Source organism: Bacillus sp. Medicinal_06 (assembly GCF_056711665.1).
Window position 1 is genome coordinate 39,133 of record NZ_JBWYHD010000004.1, and the last position, 19,675, is coordinate 58,807.

General features: G+C 36.0%; 22 protein-coding genes. 15 read left to right on the forward strand and 7 right to left on the reverse strand.

Annotation, left to right across the window (positions count from 1 at the left end):
• Positions 1-134: 134 nt before the first annotated feature.
• From AC1M36_RS10490 to AC1M36_RS10505, 4 genes are all read right to left on the reverse strand, one after another.
• Positions 135-1,337, reverse strand: a complete 1,203-nt coding sequence (locus AC1M36_RS10490; protein ID WP_479845834.1) for an NAD(P)/FAD-dependent oxidoreductase — start codon at positions 1,335-1,337, stop codon at positions 135-137.
• Complete coding sequence (locus AC1M36_RS10495; RefSeq protein ID WP_286016861.1) at positions 1,334-1,666, reverse strand: (2Fe-2S)-binding protein; 333 nt, start codon at positions 1,664-1,666, stop codon at positions 1,334-1,336. Before AC1M36_RS10495 ends, AC1M36_RS10490 begins: the two co-directional genes overlap by 4 nt.
• Complete coding sequence (locus AC1M36_RS10500) at positions 1,663-1,923, reverse strand: (2Fe-2S)-binding protein (RefSeq protein ID WP_174102992.1); 261 nt, start codon at positions 1,921-1,923, stop codon at positions 1,663-1,665. Before AC1M36_RS10500 ends, AC1M36_RS10495 begins: the two co-directional genes overlap by 4 nt.
• Positions 1,924-1,993: 70 nt before the next feature.
• Entirely contained in the window at positions 1,994-3,691 is a 1,698-nt protein-coding gene (locus AC1M36_RS10505; RefSeq protein ID WP_336450679.1) for a sigma-54 interaction domain-containing protein, read from the reverse strand.
• A gap of 312 nt (positions 3,692-4,003) precedes the next feature.
• Between AC1M36_RS10505 and AC1M36_RS10510 the strand changes: the two genes are divergently transcribed.
• From AC1M36_RS10510 to AC1M36_RS10520, 3 genes are read left to right on the forward strand one after another with little or no spacing between them, the layout of a single operon-like run.
• Entirely contained in the window at positions 4,004-5,182 is a 1,179-nt protein-coding gene (locus AC1M36_RS10510) for an NAD(P)/FAD-dependent oxidoreductase (protein WP_431613295.1), read from the forward strand.
• Positions 5,179-6,201 (forward strand): proline racemase family protein, encoded by a 1,023-nt coding sequence (locus AC1M36_RS10515; protein ID WP_431613294.1) that lies wholly within the window; start codon positions 5,179-5,181, stop codon positions 6,199-6,201. The genes AC1M36_RS10510 and AC1M36_RS10515 overlap by 4 nt, the downstream gene beginning before the upstream one ends.
• Positions 6,202-6,258: 57 nt before the next feature.
• On the forward strand, positions 6,259-7,188 hold the full coding sequence (locus tag AC1M36_RS10520; RefSeq protein WP_479845835.1) for a proline racemase family protein: 930 nt from the start codon (positions 6,259-6,261) through the stop codon (positions 7,186-7,188).
• A gap of 38 nt (positions 7,189-7,226) precedes the next feature.
• Here the strand turns inward: AC1M36_RS10520 and AC1M36_RS10525 are convergent, their stop codons facing one another.
• On the reverse strand, positions 7,227-7,823 hold the full coding sequence (locus AC1M36_RS10525) for a hypothetical protein (RefSeq protein WP_479845836.1): 597 nt from the start codon (positions 7,821-7,823) through the stop codon (positions 7,227-7,229).
• A gap of 241 nt (positions 7,824-8,064) precedes the next feature.
• On the opposite strand from AC1M36_RS10525, the gene AC1M36_RS10530 reads away from it, so the two are divergent.
• From AC1M36_RS10530 to AC1M36_RS10580, 11 genes are all read left to right on the forward strand, one after another.
• Complete coding sequence (locus tag AC1M36_RS10530) at positions 8,065-8,628, forward strand: nitroreductase family protein (protein ID WP_336450684.1); 564 nt, start codon at positions 8,065-8,067, stop codon at positions 8,626-8,628.
• A gap of 142 nt (positions 8,629-8,770) precedes the next feature.
• Positions 8,771-8,998 (forward strand): hypothetical protein, encoded by a 228-nt coding sequence (locus AC1M36_RS10535; RefSeq protein ID WP_336450685.1) that lies wholly within the window; start codon positions 8,771-8,773, stop codon positions 8,996-8,998.
• Positions 8,999-9,061: 63 nt separating this feature from the next.
• Positions 9,062-9,397, forward strand: a complete 336-nt coding sequence (locus AC1M36_RS10540) for a hypothetical protein (RefSeq protein WP_479845837.1) — start codon at positions 9,062-9,064, stop codon at positions 9,395-9,397.
• A gap of 84 nt (positions 9,398-9,481) precedes the next feature.
• Positions 9,482-10,543, forward strand: a complete 1,062-nt coding sequence (locus tag AC1M36_RS10545) for a hypothetical protein (RefSeq protein WP_431613291.1) — start codon at positions 9,482-9,484, stop codon at positions 10,541-10,543.
• A gap of 255 nt (positions 10,544-10,798) precedes the next feature.
• On the forward strand, positions 10,799-12,217 hold the full coding sequence (gene spoVR, locus AC1M36_RS10550; protein ID WP_336450688.1) for a stage V sporulation protein SpoVR: 1,419 nt from the start codon (positions 10,799-10,801) through the stop codon (positions 12,215-12,217).
• Between the two features lie 187 nt (positions 12,218-12,404).
• Entirely contained in the window at positions 12,405-14,072 is a 1,668-nt protein-coding gene (gene cdr, locus AC1M36_RS10555) for a CoA-disulfide reductase (protein WP_479845838.1), read from the forward strand.
• A gap of 151 nt (positions 14,073-14,223) precedes the next feature.
• Positions 14,224-14,487 carry a metal-sensitive transcriptional regulator gene (locus tag AC1M36_RS10560; protein WP_174102983.1) on the forward strand — a complete coding sequence of 88 codons (264 nt, stop codon included), beginning with the start codon at positions 14,224-14,226 and terminating at the stop codon, positions 14,485-14,487.
• Positions 14,488-14,747: 260 nt separating this feature from the next.
• The gene (locus tag AC1M36_RS10565) at positions 14,748-14,975 is read left to right on the forward strand and encodes a sulfurtransferase TusA family protein (RefSeq protein ID WP_479845839.1); all 228 of its coding nucleotides are present in this window, start codon (positions 14,748-14,750) and stop codon (positions 14,973-14,975) included.
• 46 nt (positions 14,976-15,021) lie between these two features.
• On the forward strand, positions 15,022-15,390 hold the full coding sequence (locus AC1M36_RS10570; RefSeq protein ID WP_336450691.1) for a rhodanese-like domain-containing protein: 369 nt from the start codon (positions 15,022-15,024) through the stop codon (positions 15,388-15,390).
• 14 nt (positions 15,391-15,404) lie between these two features.
• Positions 15,405-15,701, forward strand: a complete 297-nt coding sequence (locus AC1M36_RS10575) for a rhodanese-like domain-containing protein (protein WP_336450692.1) — start codon at positions 15,405-15,407, stop codon at positions 15,699-15,701.
• Between the two features lie 85 nt (positions 15,702-15,786).
• Positions 15,787-16,266: a DsrE/DsrF/DrsH-like family protein gene (locus AC1M36_RS10580; protein WP_479845840.1), complete on the forward strand. Its 480-nt coding sequence runs from the start codon at positions 15,787-15,789 to the stop codon at positions 16,264-16,266.
• A gap of 64 nt (positions 16,267-16,330) precedes the next feature.
• Here AC1M36_RS10580 and AC1M36_RS10585 read toward each other — a convergent pair whose 3' ends face one another.
• Positions 16,331-16,771: a hypothetical protein gene (locus AC1M36_RS10585; protein ID WP_336450694.1), complete on the reverse strand. Its 441-nt coding sequence runs from the start codon at positions 16,769-16,771 to the stop codon at positions 16,331-16,333.
• 173 nt (positions 16,772-16,944) lie between these two features.
• Positions 16,945-18,285, reverse strand: coding sequence for an LCP family protein (locus tag AC1M36_RS10590; protein WP_479845935.1), 1,341 nt, complete (start codon positions 18,283-18,285; stop codon positions 16,945-16,947).
• Positions 18,286-18,625: 340 nt separating this feature from the next.
• Between AC1M36_RS10590 and AC1M36_RS10595 the strand changes: the two genes are divergently transcribed.
• Positions 18,626-19,624 carry a YhdH/YhfP family quinone oxidoreductase gene (locus AC1M36_RS10595; RefSeq protein WP_479845841.1) on the forward strand — a complete coding sequence of 333 codons (999 nt, stop codon included), beginning with the start codon at positions 18,626-18,628 and terminating at the stop codon, positions 19,622-19,624.
• Positions 19,625-19,675 lie beyond the last annotated feature (51 nt).

Here is a 19,675-nt window from a genome sequence, read left to right on the forward strand (position 1 = left end):
GGAATTTTATACAGGAAACATAAAAAACTGTCCAAAAGTTAGACACTGTGTGCCTTTTGAACAGCTTTTTTCGATATTTATATATAAAATTTAATATATAATTTTTATTCCGGAAAAGGTATATAGGTTTTGCTTCATACTTCTTGAGAGAGGGCAAGCAGTTGCTCGCGACCTTTAGAAATATGTGGGTGAAATTGAATTGTTGCATTTTCACGCGTTCTTTTCACATCTTGAATTGCCCGCTGGAGTAAAGAATCAAGATGTGAATGAGATGGTTGTATTTCTTTTGCAATGGCAGTTCCGGCAACAGTTCCCTGTGCTATGGCGACCTTCGCATTTTCAATCCCTGTAATGTTACCAGCAACATATAGGCCTGGAAGCGGTGTAGCCATTGTTTCGTTATGAAGCGGAATATGCCCGCCAAGTTCTTCGATATAATGAAAAGGGCATCCAGCGACAGCTGCTAATTCTGCTAGTGGATAAAGCCCGCCAGCAATACAGACAAAATCAACAGGACGTATTTCTTCAGTTCCAGGAATGATCTCTCCATCTGATGTAATCGTTGCGATTTTCACAGCTTCGGCTTGCTTGTCGCCAATAATTTCAACAGCGGCTTTTCGTAAGTGAAGCGGTACATTCCAAATTTTCATTCCTTGCTTTGGATAAAATTGAATGGCTAATTTTCGCATTGCATGTTGTTTCATAAAGCGGCTCCCAATTTTTAATAAAGGAGAAGGAGCGATGTGAGCAACGTGAAGCAAAGAATTCAAAACATGAAGCGGTTGTGCACTTTGCTTTGTTACTGTATGCTTCGGTGGTAAAACGATGCTATCAATTTCTATTCCAGCAAGCTGTAATTCATGCATAATCGCAAATGATAATATATTTGCTCCGATAATCATTCCTTTATTCCCAACTTTGACGCGGTGTACATTCGTCATAACTTGTGCAGCTCCAATGGACATAACGCCGGGTAATGTCCACCCAGGAAGCGGAGTTGGAAACTCAGCTGCTCCTGTTGCAAGGAGCACATGTTTTGTTTGAAAGAGACCGATATTCGTATGAACAGCCCATTCATTTTCAACTTTTTCTAAATCATGTACGGTTACACCACATTCAATAGGGAGTGCTAAGTCTTGCAACTGTTTTTGTAGTTTCTTTGTTTCTTCTATACCATTCCACCATGTGCCATTTGGTTCCTGATGAAGCTGTCCAAGGAGGCGACCACCAGGTTTTATAAATTCATCAAAAACCTTAACGGATAATCCATACGTTTTGCAGGCAATGGCTGCACATAATCCAGCAGGACCAGCCCCGATAATGATCACATCATTCATATATGATCCTCCTTCTTTAAAGGAGTGGGTTGCTGCAGGCCGCTTTGTACTACCATTTGATCTTCAACTACAGTCATGCATGCACGCACATTTTGCTTGCCATTTATTGTAACGCGGCATTCAAAGCAATGGCCAATATTGCAATAAATAGAGCGCGGTGCTCCGGTTTCTTCATGAACACGAAAAGTCCGAATGTTATTGGCGAATAGGGAAGCAGCGACGGTTTCGCCAGCTATTCCTTCACACTTCGTTCCGTTAAATGTAAAAGAGACGGTTTTGCTGTCTGATAAGTTACCGAGAATTGGGTGATGAATGATGCGATTACTCATGTTCTATCACCTAACAAGTCAAAGGTAATGGGACGGACCGGTGGTTGATGTTTTAATGGCTGATGGTTCTGTTCTCGAGATGATATAAAACTTTCTAGTGCACATCTGCATGTTCGGCCCCCGCAAAACCCCATGCCCGCCCGGGTACGTAGTTTCAATTCTCGTGTAGAGCAATTATATGTGTTCGCTGTATGAAGAAGTTCCTTGTATGTTACTTCCTCACAACGACAAATGACAAAATCGTCTGCAATGTTCATGACAAAGCCCCCTTGTTAGATTGGTTGTTTACTAATTTATATGCAAAATACATGCCAATCTAGATAAGGATTAAAAGGGGATGCTTAATTTTTTCATGCGATTATATAAGGTTGCCCGTGTAATTCCAAGCCGTTTCGCACAAGCGAGTTTATTGCCATTTTCTAATTCAAGTGCATGTTGAATGATATTTCTTTCGTATTTGTTTAAAGCATCATCAAGTAATTCGCCTTCCATTATATCTACTCTAAGAGGAACAGGCGGTTGTTCTTTTTGTGTTTTTGTAGAGAAGGGAAGGTCTTCTCGTTTTATGATTCCATCTGATGCAAAAACAACGAGTCGTTCAATGGCATTACGTAGTTCACGAATGTTTCCAGGCCATGTATGCTCAAGCAATTCATACATAACGTCTTGCGGTATACTTTGAATTGGACGGTTATATTGAATCGAAAACTCATATAAGAAAGAGTGGATGAGCTCCACAATATCTTCTTTTCTTTCACGCAGTGGCGGTACATCAATGCTTACAACGTTTAAACGATAAAATAAATCTTCGCGAAATTTTCCTTTTGCAATTTGTTCTTTTAAGTTTCGATTCGTAGCAGCAATAATATGAAAATCGGCATGTAATTCTTTTATACCACCCACGCGGTAAAAGGTTCTATCTTGTAGAACGCGAAGCAGTTTTACTTGCATTTCCATTGGCATTTCACCAATTTCATCTAAAAATAAGGTGCCCCCTTTTGCTAACTCAATTTTTCCTTTTTTTCCTTTTTGATCAGCTCCAGAAAAAGCTCCTTTTTCATAGCCGAAAAGTTCACTTTCAAATAATGATTCAGGAATTGCGCCGCAGTTAATAGAGATAAACGGTGCTTGTTCATTTTCACGCGCTTCATGAATCGCTTTTGCAAATAGCTCTTTTCCAACGCCGCTTTCTCCTAAAATAAGCACAGTTGATTTTGTTGTACATATCTTTTTCGCAGTTTCAATTGTTTGATGCAGTGCGGAGCTGTTTCCTTTAATCGCATGAAAGGGATCAACAGGCGGTGTTAATTTAGCAACTTGTTTCTCTAATTGATGCATTTTGGTAGAAACAGAGAATAGTTCCTGATTGAGCCGAACTTGGCTCGTAATATCTGTTTCGGATACAACAGCTCCAATAATTTTATTGCGCAAGTAAATGGGATTGGAGTTAATGAGTACAATTAAATCTTCTCTCGGTTGATGTTGGTGTTTATGTAGTGAGCGACCTTCTTGCAGAGTTTTTAATATTTCTAGCATGTTTTCATGAAAAAATGAGGTGATAGGTTTTCCTAAAATATCCTGCCGTCTGACGGAAAAAATTGCTTCTGCCCCGTTTGTCCACACATTGACATTCTCGTTCTCGTCAATGACAGTGACGGACGCATCCGTCGTTTTGATAACGGTTTCAAAATAAGCTTGTAAATATTCATAAGACTGAAAAATAGTTTCAGCTAACATCACAGCTGTAATAAAACCAATTGGTTTATGAGACGCATTTGTAAGAATAACGGCATGGTAGTTTTTTAGTTTCTTTAATATATGTGAAATAGAAGAATAGTAAGAAGTTGTATAGCAAAGTTGATACGTACCGTCAGCAGTAAGCATGTATATATCATTATTTCTTTTGATTAGAACGCTTGTATCTTTATGATTTGTATGATTGTTTTGTTGCGACTCTTCTAGCGATGGAAAGAAGAGAAAATCTTTATTCATAAGTTGATCTATAGAAGGGAGTTCGATTGTCATACTAAAGCCTCCTTATTGGATTGACTGTAAGTTTTTTATACACTATTTCATTATTTTTACACATTTTTAAAGTGCATGTAAAATGTTTTTCGGAAAAGTTAGATAACTGTTTTCGTATGGCTATTTGAGAACAATAAAATATTAGCTTCTAAGTGCCTTAAGAAGTAAAACCATGAAGTGAGGAATAGGAAATCTTTGTTAATAATTCCTTTTTATTAAGTTGGCATTTTAATTGCAAGTAAAAGAATATGTGAGTATAAAAGGTGATAGATGCTATAAGTTTCACTTTATAAGTAGAAAAGAGGGGGAATTATGACAAAGCATTGTGATGTTCTTATCATAGGCGGAGGCATTATTGGAAGTGCAATTGCCTATTATGTTTCAAAATGCGGGAGAGAAGTGACGTTATTAGAAAGGGGAGAATTAGCGAGTGGTACATCGTCGCGATGTGATGGGAACATTTTAGCAATTGATAAAGATCCTGGATTTGATAGTCAAATGTCTCTTGAGAGCCAAAAGCTCGTTGATCAACTAGCGAAAGAATTGCACCACCCTTTTGAATACCGCGCACCAGGCAGTATTTTAGTATGTGAAAGTGAAGAAGAGATGATCGCTGCAGAGAAATGGGTAAAGCGGCAAAAAGAAGCAGGTTTACCATTTCGGATGTTAGACAGGCAAGATATTCGGCAAGAGTCACCATATTTTGCTGATGACTTATTAGGTGGATTAGAGTGTGCAACGGACTCGACTGTTAATCCGTATTTATTATCGTTTTCTTTGCTAGATGGAGCGAAAAGGCAAGGAACAGATGTGTATCTCCATACAGAAGTAAATAGTATTCGAAAAGATATAACGGATGTGTTTATTGTTGAAACAAATAAGGGGACATTTACAGCGAATAAGGTCGTAAATGCAGCGGGAGTATGGTCGCCAGTTATTGGTGAGATGTTAGATGTGAAAATTCCAATTCAGCCGAGAAAAGGTCATATTATTGTGGCTTCAAGACAAGGACCGGTTGGGATGAGAAAAGTAATGGAGTTTGGCTATTTGATTAGTAAGTTCGGCGGCGTACGTCATGTGGATGAGGAAACGGAGAGATATGGAGTTGCTCTTGTGTTTGAACCGACAGAAAGTCAAAATTTCTTAATTGGAAGTAGCAGGCAGTTCGTTGGTTTTCAAACGAAGGTAGATACAAGTGTTATCAAGTCTATTGCGAAGCGAGCGATTCGCTTTTATCCGAAAATGGCTGATATGTTGCTTATTCGAACATATGCAGGGTTACGTCCGTGGACGGCAGACCATTTGCCAATTATTTCTCATGTTGAAGAAGTACCGGGTTTTTATATTGCTACGGGTCATGAAGGTGATGGAATTAGCTTGGCAGCCATTACAGGAAAGCTTATTGCGGAATTGATTGAGGAACAAAGGACAACCGTACCGATTGAATCACTGAGTCACAATCGATTTCAAGAAAGGATGGAACGAGTGTGAATATAAAAAAAGTGTTTACGACAATTGATACGCATACGGGGGGGAATCCAACAAGGACAGTCATAAATGGTCTTCCGAAGCTAGAAGGGGATACAATGTCAGAAAAGATGTTATTTATGAAAGAAAAGTATGATTGGATTCGTACATTTCTTATGTTTGAGCCACGTGGTCATGATGTAATGTCTGGGGCGTTATTAACAGATCCATGTGACCCAGAAGCTGATGTTGGTGTTATTTATATAGAAACAGGCGGATATTTACCAATGTGTGGTCACGATACAATTGGTGTTTGTACCGCTTTAATTGAAACAGGTATGGTTGAGGTGAAAGAACCGTATACCCATATTAAATTAGATACACCGGCAGGCCTTGTTACAACAAAAGTATATGTGGAAAATGGAAAAGCAAAAGAAGTAACATTTTGTAACGTGCCTGCTTTTTTATTAAAGTCTGTAGAAGTACATATCGAAAATATAGGGAATGTACACTGTGATATTGCCTATGGTGGTAATTTTTATGCAATTACAGATGCGAGAAAGTTAGGTGTGCAGCTAACAACAGATAACTCTGTAGAGATTATAGAAACAGCGATTCGGATTCGTGATGCTATTAATGCAACTGTACCCATTTCCCATCCTGAATTTTCTTTCATCGAAGGTGTGACACATGTTGAATTTTTTTGCGATCCAACGAATGAACAGGCTGATGTGAAAAATACAGTAATTGTGCCACCGGGCGGGATTGATCGTTCGCCGTGCGGGACAGGAACATCAGCTAAACTTGCTACATTATACGCTCATCAGAAGATTGATAAGGAAGAGTTATTTGTACATGAAAGTATTGTCGGTTCGCTATTTAAAGGGAAAATCGTTAGCACAACAAATGTAGGGGAAATAGAAGCTGTAATTACAGAAATTACTGGATCAGCATGGATGATGGGAATGCACCAATTTTTATATCATGAGGAAGACATTTTGAAAGATGGATTTATTCTTATTCCACCGATGGAAGGGCATTGATGTAACCATATTTAAACTAGCTAAATAACAGGAGAGATGGAAGACGGGGGAGATTGAATGAAGTTCGCAAAAGCGATTACAACAGTTGATGCACATATGGCTGGGGAGCCACTACGCCTCATTATGAACGGCGTACCTTTATTACAGGGAAATACTTTGCAAGAAAAACAAAATGAACTAGTTGAAAACTATCAAGCATTTCGAAGAATTCTTATGCAAGAGCCACGTGGTCATGCAGCGATGAACGGCTGTATGATTGTACCACCTTGTTCAAAAAAAGCAGATTTTGCAGCGTTGTTTATGGATGCGAATGAATTTACCTCTAGTATAGAAGAGTTTGTGATGATAGCTGCTGTTGTTATGGTGGAAATGGGAAATGTGCAAATAAAAAATGATGTAGTAGCGGTGGAAACAATTGATGGGATATTTTCTGTGAAAATCTGTATAGAAGATGGAGAGATACACGCTGTTTCCTTACAGAAAGATTGTAAATACGAACTTCAACATCATGCTTCTCAATCGGTCGTTTCATTTGGACCAAATGAACACTACGTAATCAGTCATACAAAGCATCTTGGTGTCAAACTAGCTATGGATGATTTAATAGAATTAAAGAACTGGGCGCATAGGGCAAGAACGTCATTATCATCTGAATGTAGTGGTATTTTAATAGATGCGGCGCAGATTGAGGAAAAACGATTCAAAACGATGTTGCAGAAGAAGAATGGACTCGTAAGCCGCTCTCCATATGTTAGAGCAACATGTGCATGTTTAGCACTTTTTAGAGAGGAAGGTATGTTACAAGAAGGAGAGACTTTACAGCATGAAAATATTACGGGCGGGACATATGAAGCAAAACTAATGGAATGCACACAAAATGCCATGACGGTACAAATTACAGGAAGGGTCTTTATTGCGGGAATGCATCAATTTTTATTAGATCCATCTGATCCGCTGGCGGATGGTTTTATTATAGTAGGTTCATAAAGAAAAGGAAGAGTTTCTGTCTCTTCCTTTTCTTTATGTTAGCTTGTCTTTTTTTGTTTGACAGACTGTATTAATTTCATCATTTCAGTTCTTATATCTTCTCTTTTCACATTTAATTTTTCGGCAATTTGTTTGACATGCATGCCATCTTTTTTCATTTGTAATACATTATTAAATGGTGTATTACTTTTTTGTGCAATGATGGTTAAAACTGCGAGGTGACGAAAGTGAAGATGGTTATCTTCCATTGTTTTCTTCATTTGTTCTGGTGTAGATTTTTGCATTTCAGCTACTTTCTTCAATAGTGCTGCTTTCATCTCTTTACTCATATGATGTTTATGCATTTTCTCTGGATCCACGCCAAAATGTTTCGCTGTTTCTTTCCAAGATTTATTTTGTTTATAGTACGATAAAACGTCATTGATATCTTTTTTACTTATTTTCGCAATGTGTGCAGCTTTCCAAATTTCATGTTTTTTGTAACCTTGTTTTTCTAATGACTGGATTTGTTCTTCTGAAATTATCTTATGATGATGTAGCGCAATTTCTTTTGGTGTAGCGGCTGCAGCAGGGAAGACTGCCATTCCACATAAAAGCCCTGTTGCTAAGATGCTTGCTATTACTTTTTTGTACATATAGATTCCTCCTAATTAAATGAAATGGAAAACTTTACACATAGGATGTCCTGAAGTTGTGGAGAAGTTGTGAAGAACTTATGAACATTGCAAGTTTTTCTGCAATATAACAAAAAAGTTTTTTGTTAGTTTCACAACATAAAACATTGATTAATGGTAGAAAACTGCGTTATAATCGAAATTGAAAATCAATATCAATAATAAATGTATACATATAGATAAGAATAAGGGAGAGAAACATATGACTACATATACTTCCATTGCAAATATCATTAAAGAAAGACGTTCCATTCGTAAATTTATAGATAAAGCAGTAGAAAAAGAATTATTAATTGAATTATTAAATGATGCAACGTGGGCACCAAACCATCAGCATCGTGAGCCATGGAAATGTAAATTGTTTATTGGAGAAGGCCGTAAAACGTTAGTAGATGCTGTATTAAATTCCTTCACAGAAGAAGAAAGAGCAAAACGAGGTAAAATTTTATCCGATCGTTTTTTAAGTACACCAGCTCAAATCGTTGTGTATATGGATGAAGATCCGCGTCAAATTCAGCGTGATGAAGACTACGCAGCAGTGTGTGCATTTATGCAAAACTTCCAACTACTAGCTTGGGAGCGCGGACTAGGTTGTGTTTGGAAATCAGGCGGACTGAATTATAATCCTTTATTTATAGAAGGACTTGGGTTAACAAAAGGACAACGCATTGTTGGAATCCTTCATATTGGCTATTTTGATAAGAAGCCAGAAGGAAAAGAGCGTACGCCGATTATAGAGAAGTTAGAAATAATTGAAAATATATAAGGAAAAGCACTTGATAATTTGTTCAAGTGCTTTTTCTTATATGTAATATTAAAAAAATGTTTTATTTTATTTATGTGATATATATAATGGATTTATATGATAAAGGAGGATTAATATGGGAAAAGTTTAGTTTGCAAAAGCTTTGAGAAATGGTTTCTTTTCGGCGTTTTTTATCATTGCTATGCTATTTGCCTTTTTATTTTTAATTAGTGGAGAAATTCAAGGTGTATTTATTTTTTTATTATTTTCTATACCCCTAGGGTATTTAGGGTTTGGTATTGATATTCAAAAAAAGAAAAAGGAAATGGAAATTTTAGAGGCGAATATAGTAGAGCCAATTCAATTTATTGCCGATGGTTATCATGTATAAGAAGGTAGAGGAAATTTAGCATTAACAGATCATTATCTGTTTTTCTTGACTCGAAAAGGGAAAATGTATTCGGTAGATTTACATGCTGTGGAAAGATATGGAACACGTTTTGATGGAACGGGGGTTTATGGAACAACTGTACATCATATGGGATCCTTTAGTGTTGCGAGAGTACTCAAGAGGGGGAAAAATCCTATGTTCTATATTGAAGGACATAGCGGTGGTGAAAGTTTTCATCATGCCTTTAGTACTTTCAAGCATAAGCAATTTTTTAAAATTTTAGAACGTAATATGCAATCTGGAACACTTGCAAAGGAAGAATTTATAAAAATTGGATTTAGAAATGCTATGAATAACTTTATGGTATATCAAGAATTACAAAATAGAGCGACTGTATAAAGTAAAACTTATAAAAAGAGATAGGGTTTTATTAACATTTATCTCTTTTTATGACCTAATCAAAAATATGAAAGGAGAATGGAAATGAAAGTAGTAACAGGGTGTCTTTTAGTATTGTCTTTATATTTTTATTCCATTTCGTTTCAGTCTGTTTCGGAATGGAATTTTTGGATTATAGGCCTATGTACTATATTGATATATTTTATAGAAAATGAAAGAAAAGAAAATATAATTCACACAATTTTATGGTCGGTAGCTGTTGGATTTCCATTAGGGACACTGGCGAATAAGTGGTTACCTTTTCCGTCATCTCTGATCTCGGATTGGGAGATTTCAGGATTTCCGATTACAAGTCAAATATGTTGGGGAATCACACTATCAATTGTAGTTGGAATGATAACACGTACCAATACATTTCGTCATCCTATAAGAAGAGGAGCGTGGCTAGGAGTTATTGGTGGATCTGCGTTTAGTCTTCTATTAGCGATGCTTTTATACACATATTTTGACTTCTTTAGAAGTATTTATGTGATTCCTGTAATGGCTATCGTATTATTTCATTCATATACGCAGTTCACTGCTCATGCAGTTCGTGATATTGGATTTGGAATTTTAACAAGCTCTATTTTATACTATTCGAGTTATCATCTTGAATGGATTCCTGAGGTAATCAAGCCAGTATATGGTGAATTCATTATGTATTTCTCGTTCGCATTACTAGTTGTACTAGCATTCAGTTGGTGGTCTGCCCGAAATTCTACAGCGAAATCGTATGCGGGAGGAGGAATAGCAAGTTTAGGAAGTACGTATAATCATGGCAGCACATCATCATCACCTAATTTTTCATTTGCAAATGATGGTGATTATCGAAATCATTCAAACTATGATACTGAGGATGATTTCTATGATGATACAAATCATTATCACTCTCAATCAAATAGTTATAGCCGTTATGATGATGAGGAAGACGATCATAGCAACTGGGGAATGAAACAGTGGGAGATCGACAAACGAAATGAAGAAGAGTTTTCAGGATATCCTGATTGGTATCGGCAAAAAGAAATTGAAGAAAGAGAAAGTGGCTTACCTTGGTATGCAAGAAGTGAATGTCCTACATGTGGTAATTCACCATGTTCTTGTGATTAAAAACTTACGATATTCGCATTAATAGTTCATATAAGCTAATATTTTGGGGAGAAGAACCGTTATAAAATGTATTTTATAACGGTTTTTTAGTGTAATGTTCTTTTCATGTTTTACGGTACTCCACGTTTGAAGCGCCGTATCCTGTATTTACTTGGCTATTTGAACAGTATTTCATAAAACAAAATTGTTTACTTTTCATGAAAGCTTGTTTCCCTTCATACACTGTCTTAAGGGAAAGTGTAAGGAGGGAAAATAATGAGAGCTAGTGATGATAAAGCACTACAATATGCAATCGCTGAAATTACTGAAATTGCGACTGGATTTGGGCTGGATTTTTATCCGATGCGCTATGAAGTATGCCCAGCGGAAATTATTTATACGTTTGGTGCATATGGAATGCCAACACGATTTTCACATTGGAGTTTTGGGAAACAGTTCTTCAAAATGAAGCTGCATTACGATTTGGGACTTAGTAAAATATATGAGCTTGTCATCAACTCTGATCCATGTTATGCGTTTTTACTCGATACCAATGCACTCATTCAAAATAAATTAATTGTAGCACACGTATTAGCACACTGCGATTTCTTTAAAAATAATATTCGCTTTTCAAATACGAAGCGCGATATGGTTGAAAGTATGGCAGCGACAGCAGAACGAATTAAAGCGTATGAACATAAATATGGAAAAAAAGAAGTAGAAACATTTTTAGATGCGGTATTAGCAATTCAAGAACACATTGATCCATCGCTTATGCGACCAAAACTGGCTTGGAGTATCGATGACTTAGAAGAGGAAGAAGTAGAAAAGAAACGGGTTTCACAGTATGATGATTTGTGGAATTTAGATGATAGAAATAAAAAACGAGAACGACCAAATATGCGGAAGAAAAAGAAAATCCCGCCGCAACCAGAGAAAGATTTACTTCTATTTATTGAAGAATATAGTAGAGATCTAGATGAGTGGCAACGTGATATTTTAACGATGATGCGAGAAGAAATGTTATATTTCTGGCCGCAATTAGAAACGAAAATCATGAACGAAGGCTGGGCTTCCTACTGGCATCAGCGCATTCTTCGAGAAATGGACTTAACATCTGACGAAGCAATTGAATTTGCCAAGTTAAACGCAGGAGTTGTACAGCCTTCAAAAACAAGCATTAACCCATATTATCTTGGTATCAAGGTCTTTGAAGATATTGAAGAACGTTACAATAATCCAACGGAAGAGATGAAAAGACGCGGTGTGAAACCAGGATCAGGTCGTGAGAAAATCTTTGAAGTGCGAGAAATTGAATGGGACGTATCGTTCCTGAGAAACTATTTAAATAAAGAACTTGTGATGAGGGAAGATATGTACTTATTCCAGCGCCAAGGAAAAGAGTATAAAGTCATTGATAAAGAGTGGGAACATGTTCGTGATCAACTTGTAAATATGCGTACAAATGGTGGATTTCCATATTTAGTAGTGGAAGATGGAGACCATTTAAAGAACGGTGAACTGTATATTAAACATTGTTATGAAGGAATTGAGCTTGATTTAAAATACTTAGAGAAAGTACTGCCGTACATTCATCAGCTATGGGGAAGAACGGTTCATATGGAGTCAGTTGTGGAGAATAAAAATGTTGTCTTTTCTTATGATGGGAAGATGGTGCATCGGAAGTATGTATAAAGCCGCTGGGATCAGCGGTTTTTTTAATGCTCAGTTTGTTTCAAATTTGTGAACAAGTATAAATTTGAGTCTATATATTGCCATTATATTTTTTTATGTTTATTATATACCTATACGGGTATACGTGATTTGAAGGTGTTGTATATCTGTAGCAGTAAGCAAAAATAGTTGTGGAGGTTAGGGAAATATGAGTAAAAAAATCGTCATAGTTGGTGGAGTTGCCGGCGGAGCATCAGTAGCAGCACGTCTTCGTCGTTTAAGCGAAGAGGATGAAATTATTATGTTTGAGCGAGGGGAATATATTTCTTTTGCAAACTGCGGATTGCCGTATTACATTGGCGGTGTGATTCAAGAGAGACAGAAACTATTAGTGCAAACCGTTGAAAAGATGTCAAAGCGATTCCATTTAGATATTCGTATTTTAAGTGAAGTGATAAAAATTAATAAAGAAGAAAAAACAATTATCGTAAAAAATGTAATGACAAATGAAACGTATGAAGAGTCGTATGATATTTTAATTCTTTCACCAGGATCTAAGCCAATAGTGCCACCTATCCAAGGAATTGAAACAACAAAGGCGTTGTTTACATTACGGAATGTACCAGATACAGATCGTATTAAAGGGTATATTGATGAGAAGAAACCACGTCATGCGACTGTCATTGGCGGTGGATTTATTGGTGTTGAAATGGCAGAAAATTTGAGAGAAAAAGGAATAGATGTGACGCTTGTTGAGATGAATGATCAAGTCATGCCACCAATTGATTATGAAATGGCGGCATATGTACATGAACATATGAAAAAGCATGGTGTTCAGCTCATTTTGGAAGACGGGGTAGATGCTTTTGAAGAAGATGGAGCAGTCGTACGCTTAAAAAGTGGTTCAAAAATCAATACAGATATGATTATTCTTTCAATCGGTGTCGGGCCGGAGAGTCGTTTAGCAAAAGAAGCAGGGTTAGAACTTGGAGTAAGAGGAACAATTAAAGTAAATGAAAAACTACAAACTTCGGATTCGTCTATTTATGCGATTGGTGATGCAATTGAGGTAAAAGATTTTGTGACAGAAACAGAGACAATGATTCCATTAGCATGGCCAGCAAATCGACAAGGTCGTCTGTTAGCGGATATCATTCATGAACATGCAAAGTCTGTATACAAAGGAACGATGGGAACATCGATTGTAAAGGTCTTTGAATTAACAGTTGCTTCAACAGGAGTAAATGAGAAGGTGTTGCAGCGTTTAAATATATCCTATGAGGTAGTACATGTACAAGCAAATTCCCATGCAGGTTATTATCCAAATGCACATCCTGTTTTATTAAAATTGATCTTTAATAAAGAGTCAGGCGAAATTTATGGTGCGCAAGCGGTTGGACGTGACGGTGTAGATAAGCGTATTGATGTCATTGCAACGGCAATGAAAGCGAAGCTAAAGGCATTAGATTTACCAGATTTGGAATTAGCATACGCACCGCCATATTCTTCTGCAAAAGATCCAGTAAACATGGTGGGGTATGCTGCAAGTAATATAATTGAAGGGCTTGTAGATACAGTGCAGTGGCATGAGATTGATCGTATTGTCCAAAATGGTGGATATTTGATTGATGTTCGTGAACCAAATGAGTTAAAACAAGGGATGATTAAGGGTTCAGTTAATATTCCATTAGATGAATTACGCGAAAGATTGGATGAAATTCCAGTAAATGAAGAAATATATATGACATGCCAGCTCGGTATGAGGGGCTATGTTGCTGCACGTATGTTAATGGAAAGAGGGTATAAGGTGAAGAATGTCGATGGTGGTTTTAAATTGTATGCAACGGCTTTTCCAGGTCAGATTGTATATAAATAGATGAGAAGGTTGTAATCATATAAAGTAAAATAGTGCTTTACAAAATACCCTCAAGGGTATATGATGGTTTGTAAATGCAAATTAAAATCTTACTACAGTAAGTATTTATTTAAATAAAGCATATTTTGGAAAGTATTGAGGTGATCGGGCATTGGAATACAATCAAGATATTAAAAATAGGCTGAAGCGAATTGAAGGACAAATTCGTGGTGTCCTTCGAATGATTGAAGAAGAAAAAGATTGTAAAGAGGTAATTACACAATTAACAGCATCACGCTCTGCTATGGATCGCGCAATTGGATTAATTGTCGGAACAAATTTGGAAAAATGTTTGCGAGAACAATTTGCAAAAGGTGATACATCCAATGAAGATCTAATTAAAGAGGCTGTACAATTACTTGTGAAAAGTAGATAATCTGTCAAACGAATGTGTTGACAGATTTTTAAAACACTATTTTTATACCCCTGTAGGTATATGGGTTTTTTAGGAAACAATTAGAGTTAGAATATAGGATATTAAATTTTTTTAAATGAAAATATACCATAGGGGGTAATGGAGTGGGTGCCCTAGCATTATAAGCAAAAGATGTTGCTGAGAAAGTTTTATTTTAGGTGTTCGTAATGAAGTAGAGCGTATGGATTGAAAAATAGAAGAAACAGATGGAGGTATAGAACATGAATGCAAAACAAGTATTAGATGTGAAAGGCTTAGCATGCCCAATGCCAATCGTAAGAACAAAAAAAGCTATGGAAGCTTTACAATCTGGAGAAGTGCTAGAGGTTCACTTAACAGATAAAGGCGCAATAAAGGATATTCCAGCTTGGTCGAAAAAAGGAGGACATGAAGTATTGCAACATATAGAAGAAAACGATGTGCTGAAGTTCTGGATTAAAAAGGCGTAAAAAATAAGAGACTAATTGCATAGAAAAGGATTGGAGGAGATGGCGGATGAGTGCAAATGTAGTATTCAATATCATTTTAACTATACTTATTGCTTCGTTTATCATTTCTCGCTTTTTACCGGTTAAGGGTGTTAAAAATATAAGTGGGAAAGAGCTCAAAGGTTTACTTCATAAAAAGAATAAACAATTGATTGATGTTCGCACACAAGGTGAATTTAGAGGGCATCACATTCAAGGATTCCGAAATATCCCATTAAATGAATTAGTACAAAAAGCGAGTCGTTTAGATAAAAGTAAAGAAGTAATAGTGATTTGTCAAAGTGGAATGAGAAGTAAACGCGCAGTAAAAATGCTAAAGAAATTAGGCTTTCAACATATTACGAATGTTTCGGGTGGTATAAATGCTTGGAATTAAGGAGGAAATGACAAATGAAAGAAATGACAGCCAAAGAATTAGAAAATAAATTAATGAATCATGAAGTATTAAATATGATCGATGTTCGTGAAGTAGAAGAAGTAGAGGAAGGGAAAATTCCAGGAGCTCTTCATATTCCACTTGGGTTATTAGAATTTCGCATGCATGAACTAGATAAAAGTAAAGAATATATTATGGTATGTCGCTCTGGTGGGAGAAGTTCACGAGCTGCTCAGCTTTTAGAGAGCAATGGTTTCCATGTTATAAATATGACTGGCGGTATGTTAGAGTGGGAAGGTAAAACAGAATAATACGGTACGATGAAAAGTTTTTTAATAAAGGATTTTGTACATTTCCCAAAATACCCATATGGGTATTTTGGGGGGAGGAGTTAACATGGAGAATCAGAAAAAAACAACAATTGTCTTATTTAGTGGAGATTATGATAAAGCGATGGCAGCTTATATTATTGCAAACGGTGCAGCAGCGTATGATCAAGAAGTAACGATTTTTCATACATTTTGGGGGTTAAATGCACTCAGGAAAGATGAACATGTACACGTAAAGAAAAATTTCTTAGAGAGAATGTTTGGAAAGATGATGCCTCGCGGAGCAAATCAGATGGGATTATCCAAAATGAATTTTGCTGGCATGGGCCCTAAAATGATTAAGCACGTTATAAAAAAGCATAATGCTATGTCGCTGCCAGATTTAATTGATATGGCAAAAGAACAAGGTGTTAAGCTTGTAGCTTGTCAAATGACAGTAGATTTATTGGGGTTAAAAGAAGAAGAAATCATGGAAGATACCGAGTTTGCTGGTGTGGCAGCTTATTTAGCAGATGCTTCTGATGGAAATGTGAATCTATTTATTTAATAAGTAAATAAATTCCTTAAGAAAAAACGATGAACGCCACTGGAGAACCAGTGGCGTTCAATGATTAAGCCCAAATAAGCTTCATCAAACTTTCATATTCATCATTTGCAGCTTTATATAATAGTCTCGTATGTTCAAATACAAGGGCAGGATTAAAATATGGTTCTGTAAATACAAGGGACGTTGAAATGTCGATTGAATCATTTTTACTAATTGTGAATTTTGCGAATCGATATGCTGTATTTAACTCGTTGATTACATGTAACAATTCGCTTTTCTTAGCTGCATCATGAACTTGAGCGACATTGAAGCAATATATATCGACAGTAGGATGCTCGTTATGAAAGGCAGCGATAAGACGAACTTTTGCACCGCTCTCTGTTTCTAAGTTTACTGAAAAAAATACGGAACCATCATTTTCATCTATGTTTTCTTCCATATGTATTTCATTGGATTTTAGGTAATCTTTAAAATCTGAAACGTTATGTTTTACTGCGGCTTTCATAGGTTTTTGCCCCCTGTTAATTAGAATATATATCTATCCTTTATTATAATTTAAAGATATGGAAATTGATAGTTGAAAAGTTAGAATTTTTAATATTTTAGAAGGTCTTTGCAGATAGAAGTTTATAAAAAGAGAAGAAACCCAGCTCTATCTCCATAAAGCTGGGTTTCTTATTAATTCTCATCCGATGTAGTTTCTGTATCTGTGTCTTCATCGTTATTGTTATTTTTTTTGTTAGTAGAGTTGTTAGTTGTATCTTTTGTTTTTTCATTCGATGTAGTTTCTGTATCTATGTCTTCATTGTTACTGTTATTTTTTTTGTTAGTAGAATTGTTAGTTGTATCTTTTGTTTTTTCATTCAATGTAGTTTCTGTATCTATGTCTTCATTGTTACTGTTATTTTTTTTGTTAGTTGTATCTTTCGTTTTCTTTTTGTCTTCTTTATCACTAGAATTAACTTTCTTATACTCAGGTAGTCCTAGATGAGTACGCAGTTGATTTGTTAGATTTGTTAGGTCTTTTTCATCTGGTTGGTAGTAATATGTTCTTCCATCACCAGCAGAACGACTACATGTATCATCACCTTTTGCCATGTAACAGTCTGAACCATTGATTTGTAATTTTTCAATTGAAGAATCTGAACCGTATTTATAGAATGATAACATATCGTCAAATGTTAGGTTTGTAACAAATTGTCCATTAATATCATCAATAATACTTCCTACTTTTGTTACAGAGTCAACGCTTGTTACTTTTTTCAAAATGGCCTCGATAACAAGTTGTTGACGTTGACCGCGCATTGCATCACTATCAATGTGGCGTGTTCTAGCAAGAGCAAGAGCTTCTTCACCGTTTAATTTTTGAACACCTTTTTTCAAGTGGATTGCTTCTGCATTATCGTTGCTATCTTGTTCAGTAAATTCAACAGGAACATCTACTTTAATGCCACCTAAATCATCTACAATTTTCATAAATGATTTAAAGTTGAATTTTACAAAGTAATCAACAGGAACATGGAGTAATTTTTCTACCGCATCAATACTAGCTTGTGGTCCACCATCTTTTCCATTTTTAGCAGAACCATATGCATGTGCATGTGTAATTTTATCCATTTTCTTTTCTATTGGGATATAAGTATATGTGTCTCGCGGAATGCTTAAAAGTTTAACAGTTTTACTATCTTTATTAAACGTTGCAAGTAACATTGCATCTGTTCTTATGGCACCACCGTATTCTTTACTACGTACATCGCTTTCATCAACGCCCATTATTAATACAGATACATTATTGGTAATAGGTTTAACAGCTTTATCACGTAAATTTGATTTATCACCGCGTGCTAAATCGTGAGCGGCATTTCGAACAGCAGAGGATGCTTTATTTACTAGAAACCAAGTATACCCGCCTCCTATTATTAAAAATAATAAAAGGACACTTATGATAACTTTTGTTTTTTTCTTTCCTTTTTTATTATTATTTCGTGTATTTTCTTGCAAGGATGGGTTTTGATCCATTTCATATACTCCTTCATTTGGATTGAAATACGACACTCATATCACCTAATTATAATGAAGTTTGGCGAAAAAGAACATTACAAATCATTTACATTTCGCAAAAATTCAATTTATTTTACAAAAAGTCAGATTTTTCGACTCTTTGTAAAGCGAATTTTAGGGAGTTGAACGATAGAACAAGTATAATTTGTTGTATTGGAAATAGAAATATATATTATGAGAAAATAGTAAAGAAGTAAGATTTGTTGAAATATGTTCAAAAGGGCGATTATATCACTTTCTATAAATTTAATATAATGAAGTAAAAGAACGCTTGTTAGGAGTAAAGGAGATAGGCATAATGAATCATACATCGTTTCGAGCAATTCTTGTAAATGAGAAGGAAGAAAATCAATTTGAAAGAACCTTGGTTGAGAGAGAGATAAACGATTTACCAGAAGGAGAAGTACTAATACGTGTTCGCCATTCTTCATTAAATTATAAAGATGCTCTTTCAGCTACTGGGAATAGAGGAGTTACAAGGAAATATCCACATACTCCTGGAATTGATGCAGCAGGAGAAGTGATTAGTAGTCAAGATCCTTCTTTTAAAACAGGAGATCAAGTAATTGTAACAGGGCATGATTTAGGAATGAATACATCTGGTGGATTTGGTCAGTATATTCGTGTCCCTGGATCATGGGTTGTACCGTTACCAGAAGGGCTGTCATTGAAAGAAAGTATGATGTATGGAACAGCAGGATTTACAGCTGCTTTGTCTGTACACAAATTAATTACAGCAGGGATTACACCTGATATGGGAAGAATTCTTGTTACAGGAGCAACAGGGGGAGTTGGAAGTGTTGCAGTTAGCATTTTAGCAAGGTTAGGATATGATGTCGTAGCTGCGACTGGGAAAACGGAAGAGAAAGAAATGTTATTTCATTTAGGTGCAAAAGAGATGATTCATCGCGATGAAATAAATGATCAATCGGGAAAACCGATGTTAAAAGGAAGATATGCTGGTGTGATTGATACAGTTGGTGGAAGTACGTTAGCAACTGCTTTAAAAGTAGTTCAATATGGTGGAAGTGTAACGACGTGTGGGAACGTTGCAGGACATGAATTTAAAACGTCTGTATATCCATTTATCCTGCGTAGTATTAATCTGTTAGGAATAGATTCTGTACAATGTCCAATGATAGTAAGAAAGCAGATTTGGTCAATGCTAGGGGATGAGTGGAAGAATTTAGACTTATTACCTTATACGGCAGAATGCACATTAGAAGAAGTAAATGATAAATTTGAACTTATATTGCAAGGGAAGTTAAAGGGAAGAACGATAGTGAATGTATTATAGTATCGTATGTATAGGACATGATATAGAAAAAGACGACCTTATCAAGGTCGT